The 17,261-nt window shown below is 68.0% G+C and carries 12 protein-coding genes and 6 pseudogenes; 5 read left to right on the plus strand and 13 right to left on the minus strand.

Going from position 1 to position 17,261, the window contains the following annotated elements; translation table 11 throughout:
• Positions 1 to 755 precede the first annotated feature (755 nt).
• The 3 genes and pseudogenes from AC4IJH_RS37870 to AC4IJH_RS37880 form a co-directional block, all read right to left on the minus strand.
• The gene (locus tag AC4IJH_RS37870; RefSeq protein WP_490856526.1) at positions 756 to 938 is read right to left on the minus strand and encodes a three-helix bundle dimerization domain-containing protein; all 183 of its coding nucleotides are present in this window, start codon (positions 936 to 938) and stop codon (positions 756 to 758) included.
• Between the two features lie 59 nt (positions 939 to 997).
• Positions 998 to 1,393 (minus strand): luciferase domain-containing protein, encoded by a 396-nt coding sequence (locus AC4IJH_RS37875; protein ID WP_490856527.1) that lies wholly within the window; start codon positions 1,391 to 1,393, stop codon positions 998 to 1,000.
• 713 nt (positions 1,394 to 2,106) lie between these two features.
• Positions 2,107 to 2,709: pseudogene (locus tag AC4IJH_RS37880) on the minus strand (IS701 family transposase); the annotation flags it as partial.
• 65 nt (positions 2,710 to 2,774) lie between these two features.
• On the opposite strand from AC4IJH_RS37880, the pseudogene AC4IJH_RS37885 reads away from it, so the two are divergent.
• Together AC4IJH_RS37885 and AC4IJH_RS37890 are read left to right on the plus strand one after the other, a co-directional pair.
• Positions 2,775 to 3,008: pseudogene (locus AC4IJH_RS37885) on the plus strand (SDR family oxidoreductase); the annotation flags it as partial.
• 54 nt (positions 3,009 to 3,062) lie between these two features.
• Positions 3,063 to 3,933, plus strand: a pseudogene (locus tag AC4IJH_RS37890) (IS5 family transposase).
• A 267-nt stretch (positions 3,934 to 4,200) separates the two neighbouring features.
• Here AC4IJH_RS37890 and betB read toward each other — a convergent pair.
• Positions 4,201 to 5,661, minus strand: coding sequence for a betaine-aldehyde dehydrogenase (gene betB, locus AC4IJH_RS37895; protein ID WP_490856543.1), 1,461 nt, complete (start codon positions 5,659 to 5,661; stop codon positions 4,201 to 4,203).
• 125 nt (positions 5,662 to 5,786) lie between these two features.
• On the opposite strand from betB, the gene betA reads away from it, so the two are divergent.
• A complete protein-coding gene (gene betA, locus AC4IJH_RS37900; protein WP_490856528.1) occupies positions 5,787 to 7,445 on the plus strand; it encodes a choline dehydrogenase in 1,659 nt (552 codons plus the stop codon).
• Positions 7,446 to 7,451: 6 nt separating this feature from the next.
• Positions 7,452 to 9,551, plus strand: coding sequence for a choline BCCT transporter BetT (gene betT / locus AC4IJH_RS37905; protein WP_490856529.1), 2,100 nt, complete (start codon positions 7,452 to 7,454; stop codon positions 9,549 to 9,551).
• 504 nt (positions 9,552 to 10,055) lie between these two features.
• Here the strand turns inward: betT and AC4IJH_RS37910 are convergent.
• The 3 genes and pseudogenes from AC4IJH_RS37910 to AC4IJH_RS37920 form a co-directional block, all read right to left on the minus strand.
• Positions 10,056 to 10,118, minus strand: a pseudogene (locus AC4IJH_RS37910) (hypothetical protein); the annotation flags it as partial.
• Between the two features lie 262 nt (positions 10,119 to 10,380).
• Positions 10,381 to 10,530: pseudogene (locus AC4IJH_RS37915) on the minus strand (hypothetical protein); the annotation flags it as partial.
• 97 nt (positions 10,531 to 10,627) lie between these two features.
• Positions 10,628 to 10,825 carry a hypothetical protein gene (locus tag AC4IJH_RS37920; RefSeq protein WP_490856530.1) on the minus strand — a complete coding sequence of 66 codons (198 nt, stop codon included), beginning with the start codon at positions 10,823 to 10,825 and terminating at the stop codon, positions 10,628 to 10,630.
• 364 nt (positions 10,826 to 11,189) lie between these two features.
• Here AC4IJH_RS37920 and AC4IJH_RS37925 point away from each other — a divergent pair, with 364 nt between their 5' ends.
• Positions 11,190 to 12,125 carry a PI-PLC domain-containing protein gene (locus AC4IJH_RS37925; protein WP_490856531.1) on the plus strand — a complete coding sequence of 312 codons (936 nt, stop codon included), beginning with the start codon at positions 11,190 to 11,192 and terminating at the stop codon, positions 12,123 to 12,125.
• On the opposite strand, the gene AC4IJH_RS37930 is transcribed toward AC4IJH_RS37925, so the two are convergent.
• The 6 genes and pseudogenes from AC4IJH_RS37930 to AC4IJH_RS37955 form a co-directional block, all read right to left on the minus strand.
• On the minus strand, positions 12,094 to 12,723 hold the full coding sequence (locus tag AC4IJH_RS37930; RefSeq protein WP_490856532.1) for a CDP-alcohol phosphatidyltransferase family protein: 630 nt from the start codon (positions 12,721 to 12,723) through the stop codon (positions 12,094 to 12,096). The two genes, AC4IJH_RS37925 and AC4IJH_RS37930, sit on opposite strands and share 32 nt — an antisense overlap.
• Positions 12,720 to 13,331, minus strand: a complete 612-nt coding sequence (locus AC4IJH_RS37935; protein ID WP_490856533.1) for a class I SAM-dependent methyltransferase — start codon at positions 13,329 to 13,331, stop codon at positions 12,720 to 12,722. The genes AC4IJH_RS37930 and AC4IJH_RS37935 overlap by 4 nt, the downstream gene beginning before the upstream one ends.
• Positions 13,328 to 14,461, minus strand: a complete 1,134-nt coding sequence (locus tag AC4IJH_RS37940) for an aminotransferase class V-fold PLP-dependent enzyme (RefSeq protein WP_490856534.1) — start codon at positions 14,459 to 14,461, stop codon at positions 13,328 to 13,330. Before AC4IJH_RS37940 ends, AC4IJH_RS37935 begins: the two co-directional genes overlap by 4 nt.
• Positions 14,461 to 15,867: a nucleotidyltransferase family protein gene (locus AC4IJH_RS37945; protein ID WP_490856535.1), complete on the minus strand. Its 1,407-nt coding sequence runs from the start codon at positions 15,865 to 15,867 to the stop codon at positions 14,461 to 14,463. Before AC4IJH_RS37945 ends, AC4IJH_RS37940 begins: the two co-directional genes overlap by 1 nt.
• On the minus strand, positions 15,848 to 16,537 hold the full coding sequence (locus AC4IJH_RS37950) for a dTMP kinase (protein ID WP_490856536.1): 690 nt from the start codon (positions 16,535 to 16,537) through the stop codon (positions 15,848 to 15,850). The genes AC4IJH_RS37945 and AC4IJH_RS37950 overlap by 20 nt, the downstream gene beginning before the upstream one ends.
• Positions 16,538 to 17,103: 566 nt before the next feature.
• A pseudogene (locus AC4IJH_RS37955) lies at positions 17,104 to 17,243 on the minus strand (IS630 family transposase); the annotation flags it as partial.
• Positions 17,244 to 17,261: the final 18 nt, after the last annotated feature.

A 17,261-nucleotide genomic window follows, 5' to 3' on the forward strand; every position in this document is an offset into this window, starting at 1 on the left:
GGAAAGTCCTGAAACGATCACTAAACCCCCTGGTCAGCACGTCACCCACCCAGTGATCACCAACAGATTTGTCACAGCGTTCCCGCCTGTCCGACTACCCCGAGTACCTGACCGAGCTCGCCGCCATCGTCGCGGTGCCCGACGCGGCCACGACCATCGACTACCTGATCGGTGAGCCCCAGCTGACCGGCCGGCCAAGAGCTCGGCACACAGATGTTCCGATCGGCCATCCACACGACCTGGAACGACCACCCCGATACCCCCTGCATCCTGGTGCCGGTATCGGCGTCCAACCGGGCATCCTGACGCGTGCTGGGAAAGGCCGGACCTGTCAGCGGCCACGTACATTCGGTTCTGTCGACGATCTTGTGGCGGCCGGCCTATCTGCGGCGTCGGCGGCAACAGCCGCTCCAGCCACGCACTGCCCGCCGCTCTCCCCCACCACGCGCCTCCTCCTGCCCGGAAGAGCATTCCTTCGACCAGCACCAGATCGTCAGCCTTGACCCCACCGGCCGTCGCCCCCATGGCGTGGACGCCGCATTGCGTGCCGGCTGGCCGGTCACCCAGGTAGACGGCATGGGCGGTGACCGAAGCCAGCCTGCTCAAGCGACTCTTGAAGCCCCGTGTCTCCAAGGGCGTCGGCAGCGCTGGCCCAAGTATGCCGACGGCATCATCGGAAAATGCGCGCCAGCCCTGGGGGGAGACCCGTTGCGGGTGGCCACGGCGACAAGCGTGTCCGACTCCGCGTGCCGCTCTCAGCGGTCGGGCGAGGGTTTACCCAGAGCCGTGCGCACTTTGCGCTCGACGAGAACGGGTACGAAGTCGCGTACGGGCCGATGCTTGAACGATGTGTGAGCGACGGCGACGGCCGCCTCGATCTCGCCGGGTGTACGTGTCGTGCGATAGGCATCAGTCAGGCGTTCGACGAGTGCCCGCATGGCTTCTTCCTCACGTGTTTCTATCGCCACTGTGCCCCCTGGCCTGGAGGCAACTCGGCTCAACCGGAACCCACGTTCGCGCGCGCGAGCGCCCCACAGGAATGAGCATTGCACCGTGCGGACGGCACGCCGACGGCATCCGGCCACCTCTGGTGGGCCTGGAGGGCGACGCTCACGAAGGTCATGAGCAGATCGACATCCGCCTCGCGCTCCAGAGACATGGTGATCCAGTGCGAGCCGGACACCAACTGTACGGCGGCTGCCACCCTCAGGTCATCCTCGAAGCGGCGGATCATCCTGGCCGTGAGGTGCAGGTCAACGCGCCGGTCGGAGTGGAAGTGCACGATCTCGGCTGTGGTTGAGCGCAGGGCCCGACCGACGCCGCAGCTGGGCTGGGCCTCCGTGAGGTCCGGCCAGCCAACCAGCTGTGTCATGGCACGCGTGGCTGCCGTCATGACACCATCATGGGCCGCACATCCTCAGGCCACCCAGACTTGAAGGAGCCGTAACACAGCTGTAGCTCCACAACGTCCAAATCCCGCTGCGATCCAGACGTAGGGCCTTCCGGCCGCTGCCAAGCCGCCGGACCCGCACCTCGATACACGGCTTCACAGCCGGCACCACCGTGGAGCCGCTGTCCTTCGGTCGGGACGGCGCGGGCCTGAGCTATGGCTGGTAGTAAGGCCGGAGTCTGCAGGCATGCGGGTGCCGGCCATGCAGACAACGCGAAACCAGTTCCCAGCGCACGGGTTGGCGAGTGCCGGTAGGCGCGGTCGATGATGAAGTGCCGCCGCCGGGAATGTGGATCGTGTGGGCCACAGGCAGCGGCCGCGGTGTCCTGAGGGCACCAGCCTGGGCACAAGGAGGTGCCAGCAGTCCCGCTTGGTGTCGTATGCCTCAGTGACCGGGACGGCTCAGGGCAACCATTGCGTCGGCTTGTCTTCGCCGCCGAAGTAGATCGTCGTGCCGACGGCGGCCGCCGCGGGCCGCCGGCATGCGGGCGCGCTGACTCCAACAACAGGTTCGCAGGTCCAGGTCGCCCCTCCCGCCCTCGCATGGCAACAGCGGGAGAGCCCGTGCCTCCCCGGTCCCCGACACCGCAGTCCGTACGAAAGGCGCTTGGGCAGATCAGCTAGTAGGGCATGGTCATGTTCACTCGCCGGTGGCGCACCTCGACGCCCCAGGAACGGGTCTCGTCGATCATGTCGAGGGCCAGCTGCCACTTCTCGACATGGCCCACCTCGGCGGGGATACCGCGCCTGTGACGCCGGGCCACCTTGGCCGCATCGGCCTTCGGCGAGGCGGGATCCCAGCTCTCGGGCAGGAACAGGCGCCAGTTCACCGCGGCCGAGGCGCCGTTGGAGGCCAGGTGCAGCGAGACCCCGGTCTGGCAGTTGGTGACTTTGCCCACGGTGCCGGTGTACTGCCGGGTCACACACGCCGACGCGTCCCCGTCTTTGATGAACCCGGTGTCGTCGATGACCAGCGCGGTGGGTTTGATGACCGGCTGCATCCGCCAGGCCAGGCGGGCCCGGACATGCGCCGCATCCCACGGACTGGAGGTGATGAAGTGGGCCAGCGCCTGCCGGTTGCCGTCCGCGCCCAAGCGGGCGGCCATCGGCTCCACCGACTTGCGCCCGCCCGCCTGCAGCAGTCCCCGCAGATAGACCCCGCCCCACCGGCGCTGGTCCGCCCGCGCGAACGGCTCGAACATCTCCGCCGCGAAGTCCTCCAGATCACACCGGACCGCGGCCAACTCCCCACCCAGCACACCCGATCAACGACACGGCCAATCAAGAAGACACGCCACCGGCGAGTGAACATGACCATGCCCTACTAGGACCGCAGCACGTCACCGTGAACGCCGTGGCGCCGGGACCGTTCCCGTCGACGATGATGGCTGCAACCCTCGATGAGTTCGGCGAGGCGATCGCGGCGTCGGCCCCACTACGCCGGATCGGCCGCGACGACGACATGGCGGGTGTCGCCGTGTTCCTCGCCAGCCGGGCAGGCGCATACCTAACGGGCGCCGTGATCCCCGTCGACGGCGGCATCGCCACAACCGCTTAGGCCGGCTAGGGTCTGTTCGCGAAAGTTGATCTTGATCGTTGATGATCAGGCCCTGTGGGACGTGGGGATCTGACGAACGGCCAGTGGGCCCGACTTGAGCCGCTGTTGCCGCGGGGCATCAAGTCGGACCGTCCGCCGGTATGGACGCGGCGGCAGCTGATAGACGGCATACGGTGGCGGACCCGGACGGGTGCTCCCTGGCGTGACGTGCCGGAACGCTACGGGCCGTGGGACCGGGTCTATGACCTGTTCCGGCGCTGGCAGCGCGACGGCACCTGGGCACGGATCGTCACCCAGCTCCAGGCCCAGGCCGATGCGAAGGGTCTGATCACCTGGGACGTGAACGTCGACTCCACCGTCTGCCGTGCCCACCAGCACGCCGCCGGGGCGGCGAAAAGGGGGACCTCCAGAAGGAACCGCCCGGCGGGATCACCGTCGAGCCGGCCGACCACGGGCTCGGACGCTCCCGGGGCGGCCTGACCAGCAAGATCCACCTCGCCGTCGAGCAGGGGCAGAAGCCGCTGTCGGTGGTGATCACCGCCGGACCGCGGGGTGATTCGCCTCAGTTCGAGTCGGTCCTGAAAGCGATCTGGGTGCCCCGGCTCGGAGTCGGCAGGCCGCGCAAACGGCCGGACCGGGTCCGGGCCGACAAGGCGTACGACTCCCGCAGCAATCGCGCCTACCTGCGCAGACGCGGGATCAAGGCCACGATCCCGGTCCCGACGGACCGTGTCCGCAACCGCCTCATGCGCGGATCGCGAGGCGGACGGCCAAGTTCGACAAGGAAGACTGCAAGCAGCGGCACGCGGTCGAGTGCGGGATCAACCGCCTCAAGCGCCACCGGGCTGTAGCCACGAGGTATGACAAGCTCGCGGTCCGTTGCGAGGCGACCGTGCTGGTCGCAGTCCTCAACGAGTGGCTGTGACCAGCACTTTCACAACAGCCCCTGGCAGGACTCCGTTGGGTCTTCTCGCTCCACTACCTCGCCGCATGTGCGGGCGGGCGTTCCGGGCAACGGTGTGACGGTGATTTTGTGCAGGTCCAGGAGACGGTGTCCGTCCTGGAACCGGTGGGACAGGTTGGTGCGCGTGCCGCCCAGCAGTTGGGCCAGGAGTGTGCTGGTCGCTGCTCGGCGGCGGCGTAACGGCGCCGCCGAGCAGGGAGGCGGGCGCCGGGCTCATGGGGCCGGGGCTCAGCGGGCGAACCAGCGCTGGGGTTCCGGCGCCGTGTTCTCGTAGATGTGCTTGGCCTGGCGGTATTCGGCGAGGCCTTCCTCACCGAGCTCCCGGCCGATGCCGGAGCGCTTGAAGCCGCCCCATTCCGCCTGCGGCAGATACGGTCCGAAGTCGTTGATCCAGACCGTGCCGTGCCGCAGCCGCCGCGCCACCCGTTCGGCACGTGCGGTGTCGGTGGTCCAGACGGCGCCGGCGAGCCCGTATTCGGTGTCATTGCCGAGCTCGATGGCGGTCGCCTCGTCGCTGAAGCGCTCCACCGTCAGGATCGGGCCGAACGTCTCCTCCTGGACGATGCGCATGTCCCGAGTGCAGTCGTCGAACACCGTGGGCCGGTAGAAGAAGCCGTCGCGCAGTGCGGGGTCGTCCGGGCGGCTGCCACCCGCGACAAGGCGTGCACCCTCCTCGATGCCCAGCTTCACGTATGCCTCGACCTTGGCCCGGTGTTCGGCCGAGACCAGGGGGCCGCTTTCCGTGTGCTCGTCGAGGCCGTTGCCGAGGCGGATCCGTTCCGTGCGCTCCACCAGGTGGGCGACGAACTCGCGGTGCAGCGACTCCTCCACGATGAGCCGGGTACCGGCCGAACAGACCTGTCCGGCGTGGAAGAACACCGCCATCAGCGCGTAGTCGATCGCCGCGTCGAAGTCCGCGTCGGCGAAGACGATATTGGGGTTCTTGCCGCCGAGTTCGAGGGCGATGTCCTTGACAGTGTCCGCTGCCGAGCGCATGATCCGGCGGCCGGTGTCCAGGCCGCCGGTGAAGGACACCAGGTCCACTCCGGCGCTCTCCACCAGCGGCGCCCCGGTGGCCGCCCCCGAGCCCAGGACCAGATTGACGACGCCGGGCGGGGCGCCGGCCTCCGCGAGGAGCTCGACCATCTTGATGGTGGTCAGCGGCGTGACCTCGCTGGGCTTGACGACCATGGTATTGCCGGCCGCCAGCGCGGGGGCCACCTTCCACGAGGCCTGCAGCAGCGGGTAGTTCCACGGAGTGATCAGCGCGCAGACGCCGACCGGCTCGTGGACGACGCGGCTGCGGATGCGCGGATCGCCCGCGTCCACGATCCGGCCGACGTCCGCCTCGGCAAGCCCGGCGTAGTACTCGAAGACGTTCGTGACGTCGTCGACGTCGATGCCGCTCTCCACCAGGGTCTTGCCGGTGTCCAGGGTCTCCAGGCGGGCGATCTCCGCCCGGTCCCGCTGGAGGTACTCACCCATCCGGCGCAGCAGCTGCGACCGCTGACGGGGCGTCCAGGACGGCCAGTCGTCGCCGTCGAACGCGGCCCGCGCCGCGGCCACGGCGGCTTCGGCATCGGTGGGCCCGCCTTCGTCCACAGTGCGCACCACGGACTGGTCGTAGGGGTTGATGATCTCGCGCGTGGCGCCCCCGGCTGCCGCCACCCACTCTCCGTCGATATACAGACTGGACGTGGGAAATCCTCTCCCGGTTGCGCCGAAATGCGGCCTACCGTTGTGCGCCTGGAATTGATTGCGTATTACGTTAGGCGCATCACACCAGGAAGTGCAACGAGAACCCTAGGAGCGCCATGGCCCGGATCGAGTACGACTACATCGTCGTGGGCGGCGGCTCTGCGGGGTGTGTGCTGGCGAATCGGTTGAGTGCGGACCCGGGAAACCGGGTTCTCGTACTCGAAGCCGGGCGGCCTGACTACAAGTGGGACGTTCTCACGCACATGCCCGCCGCCTTGACGATGATCATCGGAAATCCGCTCTACGACTGGTGCTACGAGTCGGAGCCCGAGCCCTACATGAACGGGCGCCGCGTCAGTCACGGCCGGGGCAGGTTGCTCGGCGGCTCGAGTTCCATTAACGGGATGATTTTCCAGCGTGGAAACCCGATGGACCTGGAGCGCTGGGCCCGAGATCCCGGAATGGAGACCTGGGACTACGCGCACTGCCTGCCGTATTTCAAGCGAATGGAGCACTGCGAGGCCGGAGCGGACGAGTGGCGCGGCCAGGGCGGGCCCCTGTGGCTGGAGCGTGGTGAGGCGGACAACCCGCTGTTCGGCGCGTTCCTCGAGGCCGCACAGCAAGCCGGCTACCCGTTGACGTCGGACGTCAACGGGTACCGGCAGGAGGGTTTCGCCCGGTTCGACCGCAACATCAAGAACGGCCGCCGGTGGTCCGCCGCCCAGGCATATCTGCACCCCGTCATGAAGCGGCCCAATCTCACCGTGCAGTGCTTCTCCCAGGCAGACCGCGTGCTGTTCCAGGGAAAGCGGGCGGTCGGTGTCGCCTACCGGCGGTTCGGCAAACAGCGCCAGGAGGTATTCGGCGGCGAGGTGATCCTCTGCGGCGGGGCGATCAACACCCCGCAGCTCCTTCAGCTCTCCGGCATCGGAAATCCCGGAGAACTGACCCGGGTGGGCGTGAAGCCGCTGCACGAATTGCCCGGGGTCGGCGAGAACCTCCAGGACCACTTGGAGGTCTATGTGCAGCACGCCGCCAAGCAGCCGATTTCCTTCAATCCGCTCATCAAATGGCGCAATCGCCCGGCCGTCGGGTTCCGCTGGATGACGTCCCACACCGGTCCGGCGGCCACGAACCACTTCGAGGCCGGTGGCTTCGTACGCGGAAACGACGAAGTGGACTACCCCAATCTGATGTTCCACTTCCTGCCCATCGCGGTGCGCTACGACGGCACCCCGGTGGAGGCCGAGCACGGATATCAGGTCCACATCGGCCCGATGTACTCGGACGTGCGCGGCACGGTGAAAATCAAGTCGGGGCATCCCGACGAGCACCCGGCGCTGCGGTTCAACTACCTCTCCACCCCCAACGACCGCAAGGAATGGGTGGAGGCCATCCAGGTCGCCCGGGACATCCTGAAACAGCCCGCCTTCGCCGACTACGACGCGGGGGAGATCTCGCCCGGCCCTGAAGTCGCCGACGAGGAGGCCGTCCTGGAGTGGGTCGCCCGCGACGCGGAGACCGCCTACCACCCGTCCTGCACCGCCCGCATGGGTATCGACGACATGGCGGTCCTCGACCCGACCTCCATGCGGGTCCACGGAGTCGAGGGTCTGCGGGTCGTCGACGCCTCGGCCATGCCCTACCTCACCAACGGCAACATCTACGCCCCCGTGATGATGCTCGCCGAGAAATCCGCGGACCTGATCCTCGGCAACACCCCCCTGGCGCCGTCCACCGCCGACTTCTACCGGCACCGCGCCCAGGAGGACTGAGCCCCCGTGACCGAACCCACCAACGGCGCCACGGCCGCCAGCCCGCCAGAACACCAGGTCAAAGGCATCGTCTTCGGTGGGTCCGCCGCACTCATCCTCGCGGTATCGATCTGGGCGATCATCACCCCGGAGGGAGCCGAGCACACCATCGGCATCGTGGTCGGCTGGATCACCACCGGATTCGGCTGGTACTACTTCGCCGCCGCCACCTGCTACCTGCTCTTCGTGGTGTTCATCGCCGGGTCCCGGTACGGGCGCATCAAACTGGGCCCGCAGCACTCCCGGCCGGACTACGGCCTCTTCGCCTGGGCGGCCATGCTCTTCGCCGCGGGGATCGGCATCGACCTGATGTTCTTCTCCGTCTCCGGGCCGGTCAGTCACTACCTCGCGCCGCCCGAGGGGTCTCCCGAGACGGTCGCGGCGGCCCGGCAGGCGGTGGTGTGGACGCTGTTCCACTACGGCATCACCGGCTGGGCGATGTACGCGCTGATGGGCATGGCGCTCGGCTACTTCTCCTTCCGCTACCAGCTGCCGCTGGCCATCCGGTCGGCGCTGTACCCGATCATCGGGCGGCGCATCCACGGCCGGATCGGCGACACCGTCGACCTCGCGGCCGTACTCGGCACCGTCTTCGGCATCTCGGTGTCGCTCGGCATCGGCGTCGTCCAGCTCAACTACGGGCTGAAGTTCCTCTTCGGAGTGCCCGAGGGGCTCACCGCGCAGATCGCGCTGATCGTGGTCGCCGTCGCCCTGACCACGGTCTCCGCTGTGGCGGGCGTGGACCGGGGCGTCCGCCGGATGTCCGAGCTCAACGTCGTACTCGCCATCGCCCTGCTGCTCTACGTGCTGATCGCCGATAGCCCGATCCGGCTGCTCAACGCCCTGGTCCTGAACATCGGCGACTACGTCAGCCGCTTCCCGTCGATGACTCTGAACACCTTCGCCTACGACCAGCCGACCGAGTGGCTCAATTCCTGGACCCTGTTCTTCTGGGCGTGGTGGGTTGCCTGGGCACCCTTCGTGGGGCTGTTCCTCGCCCGGATCTCGCGCGGCCGCACCATCCGGCAGTTCGTCGCCGCGACCCTGGTGATCCCGTTCTTCTTCACGCTGGTCTTCCTCTCCGTCTTCGGCAACAGCGCGCTGTTCATCGTGCGCGCGGGGAACACCGAGTTCGGCAAGACCGCCATGAACTTCCCCGAGCAGGGCCTCTACGCGCTGCTCGACCAGTACCCGGGCGTCTGGTTCAGCGCCGGCCTCGCCACCGTCGTCGGGCTGCTGTTGTACGTCACCTCCGCCGACTCCGGGGCGCTGGTGCTCGGCAACCTCAGCTCCCGTCTGCGGACCCCGCTCACCGACTCCCCGCCGTGGCTGCGCATCTTCTGGGCGGGCACCATCGGGCTGCTCACCCTCGCCATGCTGATCGTCGGCGGGGTGGAGGCGCTGACCAATGCCACCATCATCATGGGCCTGCCGTTCTCCCTGGTGATGTTCGTGATCATCGCGGGGCTCTACAAGGCGCTGCGCATCGAGAAGATGCGCGAGGAGGCGCTGACCGCCACCCTGCCCTCGTCCCTCTCCGGCCGGACGGCGAGCGCCGGGCCAGTGGCGGAACGGAACTGGCGGCGGCGCCTCGCCCGGGCCATGGCCTTCCCCACGAAACGGGCCGCCCGGCGATTCGTCGCCGAGGTCTGCCAACCCGCCTTCCAGGAAGTCGCCGAGGAACTGCGGGAGCAGGGCGCGGAGGCCGCGGTCGCCGTGGTCCCGGACGACGAGGGCGACATCCCGACCCTGGAGCTGCGGGCGCCGATGGGCCGCACCGAGGAGTTCGTCTACCGGGTGTGGCCGATCGAGACACCTACGCCCTCCTTCGCGACCCGGGCAGTCGGCGAACACGACACCTATGTGCGCTTCGAGGTCCACCTCTCCGACGGCAGCCAGGGATACGACGTGATGGGGTACAGCAAGCAGCAGCTCATCGGAGACATCCTCGACCAGTACGAGCGCCATCTGGAGTTCCTCCGGCTCCACCGCGAGGCGACCGCCCACGCCACCCTCCCCGATCACCGCCCGGACACGGCGGAGGTGCAACTGCCCGAGGACCAGTAGTGCTCGCGCAGGCACGGACCGGCGCCGTCTCTCCTGGCTGGCGGCCAGTTCCGCTCCCCGGCATCGCGCCGCCGATACGGTGCGTGACCGAGCTGCGGCGAGGCCGACTGTTGTGTCGAGGCGGCAGGCGGTAGCCGATGGAGGTCCGCGGAGATGCACCGAGCTGCGGGCGGAACGTGAAGACGAGACCGTACGCGCCGACGTCGATGAGCGGCGAGCAGGCGAGGTGGAACGGCAGCCGGCAAAGCTGACGCGCGGTCGGGCACCGTCGCCCTCGTCGGCGATGCCGGCCCGCTCCATTGCTGATCTCGTCGACGAGGAAGTCGCGATGGGGCGACAACCCCAGGCGGTGCTCGCAGGATGCCCGGATGCCCCAAGCCGATACGAACGAGCCGCCGCACGTGGGTTGCTGTATGGGCCCTGCTGTGCGCTGCCGGCCTCGCCGCGGGAGCCCTGCTTGGTGATCCGGCTACGGGGGGCCTTTGTATCGGACTCACGGTGCCGGGGTGTCAGCCCGGCCCATGAGCACAGCTGCTGCGGACGTCCGAACCCGGTGACGTCTCCGATCTCGGCGACGAATACGCGGCGAGGACCGGCCCGACGCCGGGTCTGGCCTGGATCGCGTGGTAGCCGGCGTCCCCGTCCACGTCCTTGGCCATCTGCCGGTCCAGGCGCTCGATCTCGGTGCCGAGCATGGCGATGATCCTGCGCAGCGAGCCGACCCGGGAACGGTACGGCGCCTCCAGCGGCATGGAGTCCAGCAGCGCCGTTTCCGCCGCGCCGAACAGGTCGCTTCTACCCGGGTGCCGCACTTGCCCAGCACGGCGTGCACCTGGTTCTTGCAGCCGGTGCGCATGCCGACGAGGTGGTGGCGGTAGCGCACCGGCTCCCGCAGTCCGCGGGTGGCGCGGCCGGCGATCCACGCCTCCGGGAGCCGGCCCCGCCGCAGCAGGCCGGCCAGGTCGTGGGGGTCGCGCTCGTCGTTCTTCCCGGCGCAAGGTGAACGTCCTCACCCCCAGTGGATGGGTGAGATGGACTTCGGCTCCGGCCTCGGACAGGGCGTCAACTGCCCAGTACTACGCGTAGGTTGCCTCGATCGCCACCCTCGGGTGCTCGCCGGCGCCCGTGAGCTGGGCGAGCAAATGCGGCACGTCGTCGGCGAACCGCGCGGCCCGCCCGAGCTGCTGCCCGTCGGCCGCCAACCGGACCGGCACACTGCGGCGCCGGTGCCGATCGCCCCCGAGGACCGTACGGTCCTCGATCAGCGCGTTCATCAGGGCCTCCAGGCCTCCCCCACCTGGGGAGGACGAGCCGGATACGGCAATCACAGCCTCGTCCGCGCCCGGCCGGAGCGAAAGGCCCCGCTCCTTCATCGCATCAGGAATGCACCTCACAGAACGCCCAGTCAAAGCTCTGTTAGGCCGGGTTATGTGGTCCGGTCGCCGGATCGAACACGGCCGGGTCCTGGTCTCGCCAGTGGCGCCTGGTCACCGTTCGACGGAACCGCGCAGAAAAGGGCAGTTGAGTGTCACTTGTTGGCAACCGGGTCGAACTGGCTCAGCTCGAAGTCCCGGGCGGACTAGATTAACGGGCGGCAGCAGTCGGCCCATTCGTGAGACCAGAATTAGGGAGATCGATGTGAGTGCTGTGCGGGACGCCGTCGAATCCGGCCGCGACCTACGGGAAGCCTTGCGGGGAAAAGTGCCTTTCCCCACTCCGGACGCCCTGGTCCACCATCACTCCCACAACGATTATCTGCATGCCTCGCCACTGGTCGATGCGCTGCGATTCGGGTTCACCAGCGTCGAGGTTGACGTGTGGCGCACCAAAGCACTTCCCGACGAGCTGCAAGTCGGTCTCTCCTGGGGCGATGTCAGCCCGCCGCGCCCTCACCGCACGCTGCGCGTGCTCTACCTGGAGCCGCTGCGGGCCCATCTCGAGGCCACGAACGGTGAACCTTTTCCCCTGGTTCCGGGCACCCGACTGCAGCTCCTCATCGACCTCAAGGTCTGCGTGCCTCCCGGCTCCGTCGCTCCGGAGGAGGGCGTCGACGACGATGAACACGCCCGCCGCCGCGGGTACGACCTCCTCGACAGTGTCCTGGGCGAGTACGCCGACATCATCACCGCGTACGGCGCTGACGGGGCGCTCAATCAGCGTCCTGTTCAGGTCGTCGTCACCGGAGACCGGCCGGATCTCACCTACATCCATGGGCAGCCGCAGCGCTACAGCACAGCCGATGGCAGGCTCAACTTCCTGGACGAGGAGGACTCCGACTTCGCCCAGGCCGCCTCGCTCGTCCCCATGATCAGTGGCAAGTACGACTTCAACTTCCGTTTCCCCACCGGCCTGGAGGCCGACGAGGCGGCTGCTTTGGCCAGTATCTACCGGCGTGCCCGGCGCAACGGGCAGCGGGTGCGGTTCTGGGGAGCGCCGGACGACCGGGTGACCTGGCGGAGGCTGCTGGAGATCGCCGGCGAACCGGCGTCGGGGCACTCACCGGCGATTATCAGCACCAACTGCCTTTCCGAATTCCGCCGGTTCATCTATCCGGACGAGGTCCCGTTCCTGTGACCGGCCCGGGTGCGTCCCGGATGACCAGGAAACATACCCGAGCGGCATCGATATTGCCGACGATGGCGACCGCGATCAGAGCCCACAGGGGAACACCGGCCACCGCTGCCACCGCACACAGCAGGAGGCGTTCGGCTCGACGCATCAGCCGCCCGGGCGCGGTGGGACACAGGGCATTGAGGTACGGCACGAGCAGGGAGGCGGAGGCCGCTGCGAACGCCCAGGCCCATGCCGCTGCGCTCCCTGCGGCTGCGAGCGTGAGTGCGGCCAGGAGGGCCAGGTCTGCGTACCGGTCGAGGATGGTGTCCAGCAGGGCGCCCCGTGCGGATGTCTGACCGCGGGCTCGCGCGACCTCACCGTCCGCGCAGTCCAGGGTGAATCCGGCCTGGACCAGCAGGCCGCCCAGGGCACCGCCCCACCAGGTTCCGGGGGCGATCAGGCCGGCACCGGCGAGAACGATGAGGAAACTCAGGACGGTAATCGTGTCTGGGGTGAGCCGGGTTCGCAGCAGCAGCCGGGTCACCGGTGCGGAGACGGGGCGGTTGAGGTAGCGCAGGACTGGGCTGTCGGAGCGTTTGCCGTGCGGGTTGGGACTCATCGGGTGCGCTCCGCCGTGAGCCGGAGAAAGGTTCCGCACTGGCTGACCTCAGGCATGGGGAAGCGCTGCTGGGCCAAGGCCAGCAGCCCGTTCGGGGAGAAGTACCGCTTGCGCAGGCCCGGAGCAGTCTCGAGGAAGACGTCCAAGGCCGCGTCGGATGCGGCGCATTCGGGGTCCATGACCGAGTTCACCAAGGACAGGAGCGTGCCACCGGGACGCAGGAGACGGTGGATCTCATCGAAGATCCGTGTGGTGGTGACGGTGTCGAAGTAGTGGAGGCTCAGCCTCGCGTAAACCAGGTCGAAACTCCCCGGCGGCCAGGGGTAGGGAATGTCGTCCAGGGAGTGTCGCAAGGTGGTGACCGGGGAGCTGGTGCGAGTGGGCAGGAAGTGGTCCAAGGCGCTGGCCGCGATGTCCATGGAGGTCACCTGCAGGCCGTGCTCGGCGAAGAACACGCTGTCGTGGCCGTTGCCGCATCCCAGGTCGAGCAGGGTGGAGCCGGGAGTGGCCAGGAGCAGTGCGGCCCGGGCGAATGCGGTGGGCTCACGAAGCGCGGGATCGTGCCGGCGGCGCAGATGGTCACTCTCCCAGAAAGAACGCGCTGTCACCGCGCCTCCCGGATCCGGTGAATCAGACCGTTGATGTCCGCATGCTCGTCGCAGCCGTGCAGGCTGATCCGCAGCCACTGCCGGGTGGCAGCCAGGTGGAAACCGTGGCCGCGCAGCGCCTCTTTGAGTCTCAGGTGGTCATCGCCCTCAGCGACGTGGAGGCGCACGATGCCCACGGGCGTGGTCTCGATGGGACGCACCGGCACCAGACCGGCGGCGGGAGCGGTATCGAGCAGGGCTTGGGCGAGGAGGGTGGTGCGGTGGGCCAGAGCGGAGGGATCGCTTGCTTGGTACGCCAGGAGAGAGGCCCGCAGCCCGGTAAGGCAGCGTAGGTCGGGCAGGTTGCCCTCGAGACGGCGGACCGGGTCGGTCGAGACGGTGTGGCGCTGCCAGTTACCAGAGGGGCCAAGAGTGAGGGTGGCAGAGCGGGTGGAGAGCAGTGTGGGGCGGATCCGGTCGAGGACACGCCCGGTGGCCACCAGGAAAGCGGTACCCAGGGGGGCGAGCAGGGCCTTGCGTCCGGTCCCGAGATAGATGTCGGCCCCCAACTCGACCAGGTTCACCGGGATCCGGCCCACCGCCTGGGCTCCGTCGACGACCAGGAGGGCGTCGGACCGAGATCGGACGATCTTCACCAGCTCCCGCACCGGTTGAACGATCCCGTCCAGGTGGGATACGTGCGCGAGGGATACGACCGCGGTGTCCGCGGTGATCACCTTCTCGGCTGCAGCCAGGTCCACCAGGCCGCTGGGGAGACAGCCGATGGTCCTCAGCCGGACGTCACCGCGGTGGGCCCAGGGCAGTACAACCGCCTCATGGTCAGTCTCGGTGACCGCAACCTCGGCGCCGGGCGGCACGGACAGACCGCAAGCCAGCATCGAGACGGCTTCGGCCACGCTGCGGACCAGTACGACCCGTTGCTCCGGAGCAGCCCGGAGGTGGTGGTGCAGGGCCTGGCGGAGCCGGTCGGTGTGGGCGGTGGCCCGGGTGAGGAATTCCGGAGGACAGGAACTGGCCTCCTGCTCCTGGCTGAACAGCCGCATCGCTCTGGCAGCAGCGGCCGAAACCGGGGACGTGGAGGCCCAGTCGAAGAACCGCTCGGTGGCGATCGCCGGCCGGAATCCGGCCATCAGGGCGCTTCCGCGAGGAGCGCCCTGACCTCGGCCAGCTGGCTCGGGGTGACGATCTGGTCCCAGGTCGGCACGAACAGATCAGAGCCGATCAGCAGGGTCTGCCGGCCTACGCGCACGCCGGACAGAGGCGTCGGACTCAGCCTCTCCGCAGCCGATTTCGGGATCTTCACCGGCCCCAGCACCGCGGCCAGGATCGGGTGCTCCACGTGGACCAGGGTGGGGCAGGCATCCGGGCGCAGCTGCCAGCCTGACAGGTCGCAGGTAGCCATCCCGGAGAGCAGCAGCCGCTCACGCAGGGAACGCCGGCCGACCCGGACGTCAAGGCGCCGGACGTAGAACGCGAAGCACTGGGCGGCGCGGATGGCGGCGCCCAGGGGCCCGCGGCGCTGGCGCAGCCCGGCCCGTAGCGAGTAGGCGGAGTTGACCGTGGCCCGGCGTACCCAGTCGCGATCATGCATCCTCCACAGCGGGGACGGCAGGGTGGCTCTCCTCGGGCCGGGCAGGGCTGCCTCGCCCAGTCGCGCTGCGAACTCGGTGACGGCCGGATGGTCGTGCTGCTCGGTCAGGTACCGGGCGAGCAGTGCGGCCTGCGGGGCGAAGGAGTGCCGTCGGATCTCGGTACGCATCCTTGGCCAGTCGACCTCGGCCGCGCTCGTTGCCATGGCGACGCAATCGTTGGCGTCCTTGATGGAGACGTAACCGTCGGAGAGCGCGTGCGCGCACATGACCAGCAGGGCGCCGGTCGCATCAAGCCCGCCCAGAGCCTCGGGCCGGTAGAACTCCGTCAGCGCCGGCAGCAGGTACTCGCTGTTGCCCACCGAGTACGTCCCGAAATGGATGTCGACGCGGGCGTAGCCGTCGCCTATCGGCCGGATGAGGAACACCTGCCCGTACTCTTTGCGACCGCGTCCCGGCTCGGCCTTAACCCAGGGGCACTCCTGCGGGTCGAAGGCATAGCCGCGGTTGCGCAGCAGCACGACGAGCTCCAGCGCCTGCTCCCAGGAAGGGACGAACAGGTCGATGTCCCGGCTCCAGCGCACTGAGGGGTCGGGGTAGAAGCGGGCATTGCCGAAGCCTTTGATGACGGTGCAGCCGGAGAGATCTGGTCCCAATGAGCGCAGCCAGTCGAGTTCGGTGAGCAAGAGCTGGTAGTGGGCGCGGCGCGCGGACAGGTCGGCGGCGATCAACGCGGCCAGCACGCCGGCTTCGGGGCGGTCGGCCAGCTGGGTGAGGGCGGCGTCGAAGAAGGTGAAGCCCTTGTGACGCATCAGGATTTCATGCAGCTGAGCCGTTCGGCCGGTGAGACGGGGAAGAGCCTGAGCAGCGCTCTCCAAACGGGTGTCGGTGGACAGAGTGCCGCAGAACCTATCGAGTACGAGGGCTTCAAGGGTACCGATGGCCATGGTGGCGGACTCCCTCGGTGAATTCGGGGCCAGCCAGGTGCCTGCTGATGAGCGAGGTCACCTGGGTACGGAGACGTGCCGGGGACTGCTCACCGGAAACCTGGTAGGCAGCTGGGACATCCGCGATGCGCTGCAGGATCGCTTCCCGCAGGCGGCGCTGGAAGTCGGTGTAGTCACTCTGGCAAGGGGTGTGCAGATACTCATACGGCGACAGACGGCCCTGCTTACGGCGGTATGAGACCACGGGCGCGACATCGATGAAGATGACGCAGTCGGGCTGAGGCAGTTCCTGGCACAGATCGGCCAGGACCAGATGGGAGGTCCCGTACAGCTCCTCTTTGGCCAGCAGTTTGTAGTAGTAGGAGTCCAGGACCACGCTGGATCCGGCGATCAGCCGTGGCCTGACCAACTGCTCGTACTGCGCGACCAGGTGGCCGCCGATGAACATGGCCCGGGACAGAGGCGCAAGGTCTCGCTTGAGGTGGGTGGGGTGCTGGGGGGCCAGCGCCCGGGAGAGCTCATGGTTGCGGAGTTCGCGCCAGTCTGTGCTGACGACGCCGGGAAGGCGCAGATCGGCAAGCAGCGTACTCTTTCCGCTGCCATCGATTCCGATGACGACAATGAACTTGCTGCGCTGCTGCGATACGGCGGGGGTGGCTATGAGGGACAACCGACACCACCGCCGCAGCCTTTGCCGCGTGCAAGATGCTCGAGCGTGTGCGTACCCATAGACAAGCGCTTCCTTGTCGTGTTTCGCCCTGACCGCGCCATCGGGCAGGAAAACCTGGGCTTTGCGTTCGTGTTTTCGGATGTCCCATTCTCATATTCCCCCTGCGGGGCCCGGCCGGCGCGCAACGCCGGTGCGGATAAGTGACGAAAGGGGCTGTCAATGCCAGCTGCCGATGTCGGCCGAATCGGGCTTCGGCCGGCCGACGGCCGGAGTGCAGGCGATCATGAAAATTGGTCTTGCCGGGGATCCTGTGACGGTTCAGTGCTGAGTCGGGCATCAACCGGGCGTACGGATCAGGGGATTTGTGCCCCCGGGAGTCCTTTTGTCAAAGCGAACCACTGGCTGCTGATTCCCGACCTCGACGGGAACGGTGTGAGGCGGAGCTCGTGCTGGGGCGTGGCGAGGACTGCACATCGAAGATCAACTTGTGGATGGCTCCGGATCTACGCGCCGGGGAGGAAGCGAAGCCGCACCACCACCCCTGGCTTGTCACTTATTTCGGCTTATCAGGATGACGTTGGGATGTCGAGGGTGCCGGGCCGGTTCCGGCTACGAATCCGTCGAGGGAGGCGGGCAGGCGCTGAAGGCGTTTGAGGCGGTTGCGTACGAGCGTCTCCAGCCGGTCGAGGGCCATGACGACGAGGTTTGGCCGGATGCTCCCGAG

It is taken from the genome of Streptomyces sp. UF-297 (assembly GCF_058245575.1).

Coding starts and splice junctions, on each gene's coding strand:
- AC4IJH_RS37875 (WP_490856527.1), bottom strand. CDS start 1,393: ATGACGGCAGCCACGCGTGCCATGACACAGCTGGTTGGCTGGCCGGAC.
- AC4IJH_RS37870 (WP_490856526.1), bottom strand. CDS start 938: ATGCGGGCACTCGTCGAACGCCTGACTGATGCCTATCGCACGACACGT.
- AC4IJH_RS37940 (WP_490856534.1), bottom strand. CDS start 14,461: ATGGCCGGATTCCGGCCGGCGATCGCCACCGAGCGGTTCTTCGACTGG.
- AC4IJH_RS37920 (WP_490856530.1), bottom strand. CDS start 10,825: ATGAACGCGCTGATCGAGGACCGTACGGTCCTCGGGGGCGATCGGCAC.
- betA (WP_490856528.1), top strand. CDS start 5,787: ATGGCCCGGATCGAGTACGACTACATCGTCGTGGGCGGCGGCTCTGCG.
- AC4IJH_RS37945 (WP_490856535.1), bottom strand. CDS start 15,867: ATGGCCATCGGTACCCTTGAAGCCCTCGTACTCGATAGGTTCTGCGGC.
- AC4IJH_RS37930 (WP_490856532.1), bottom strand. CDS start 12,723: ATGAGTCCCAACCCGCACGGCAAACGCTCCGACAGCCCAGTCCTGCGC.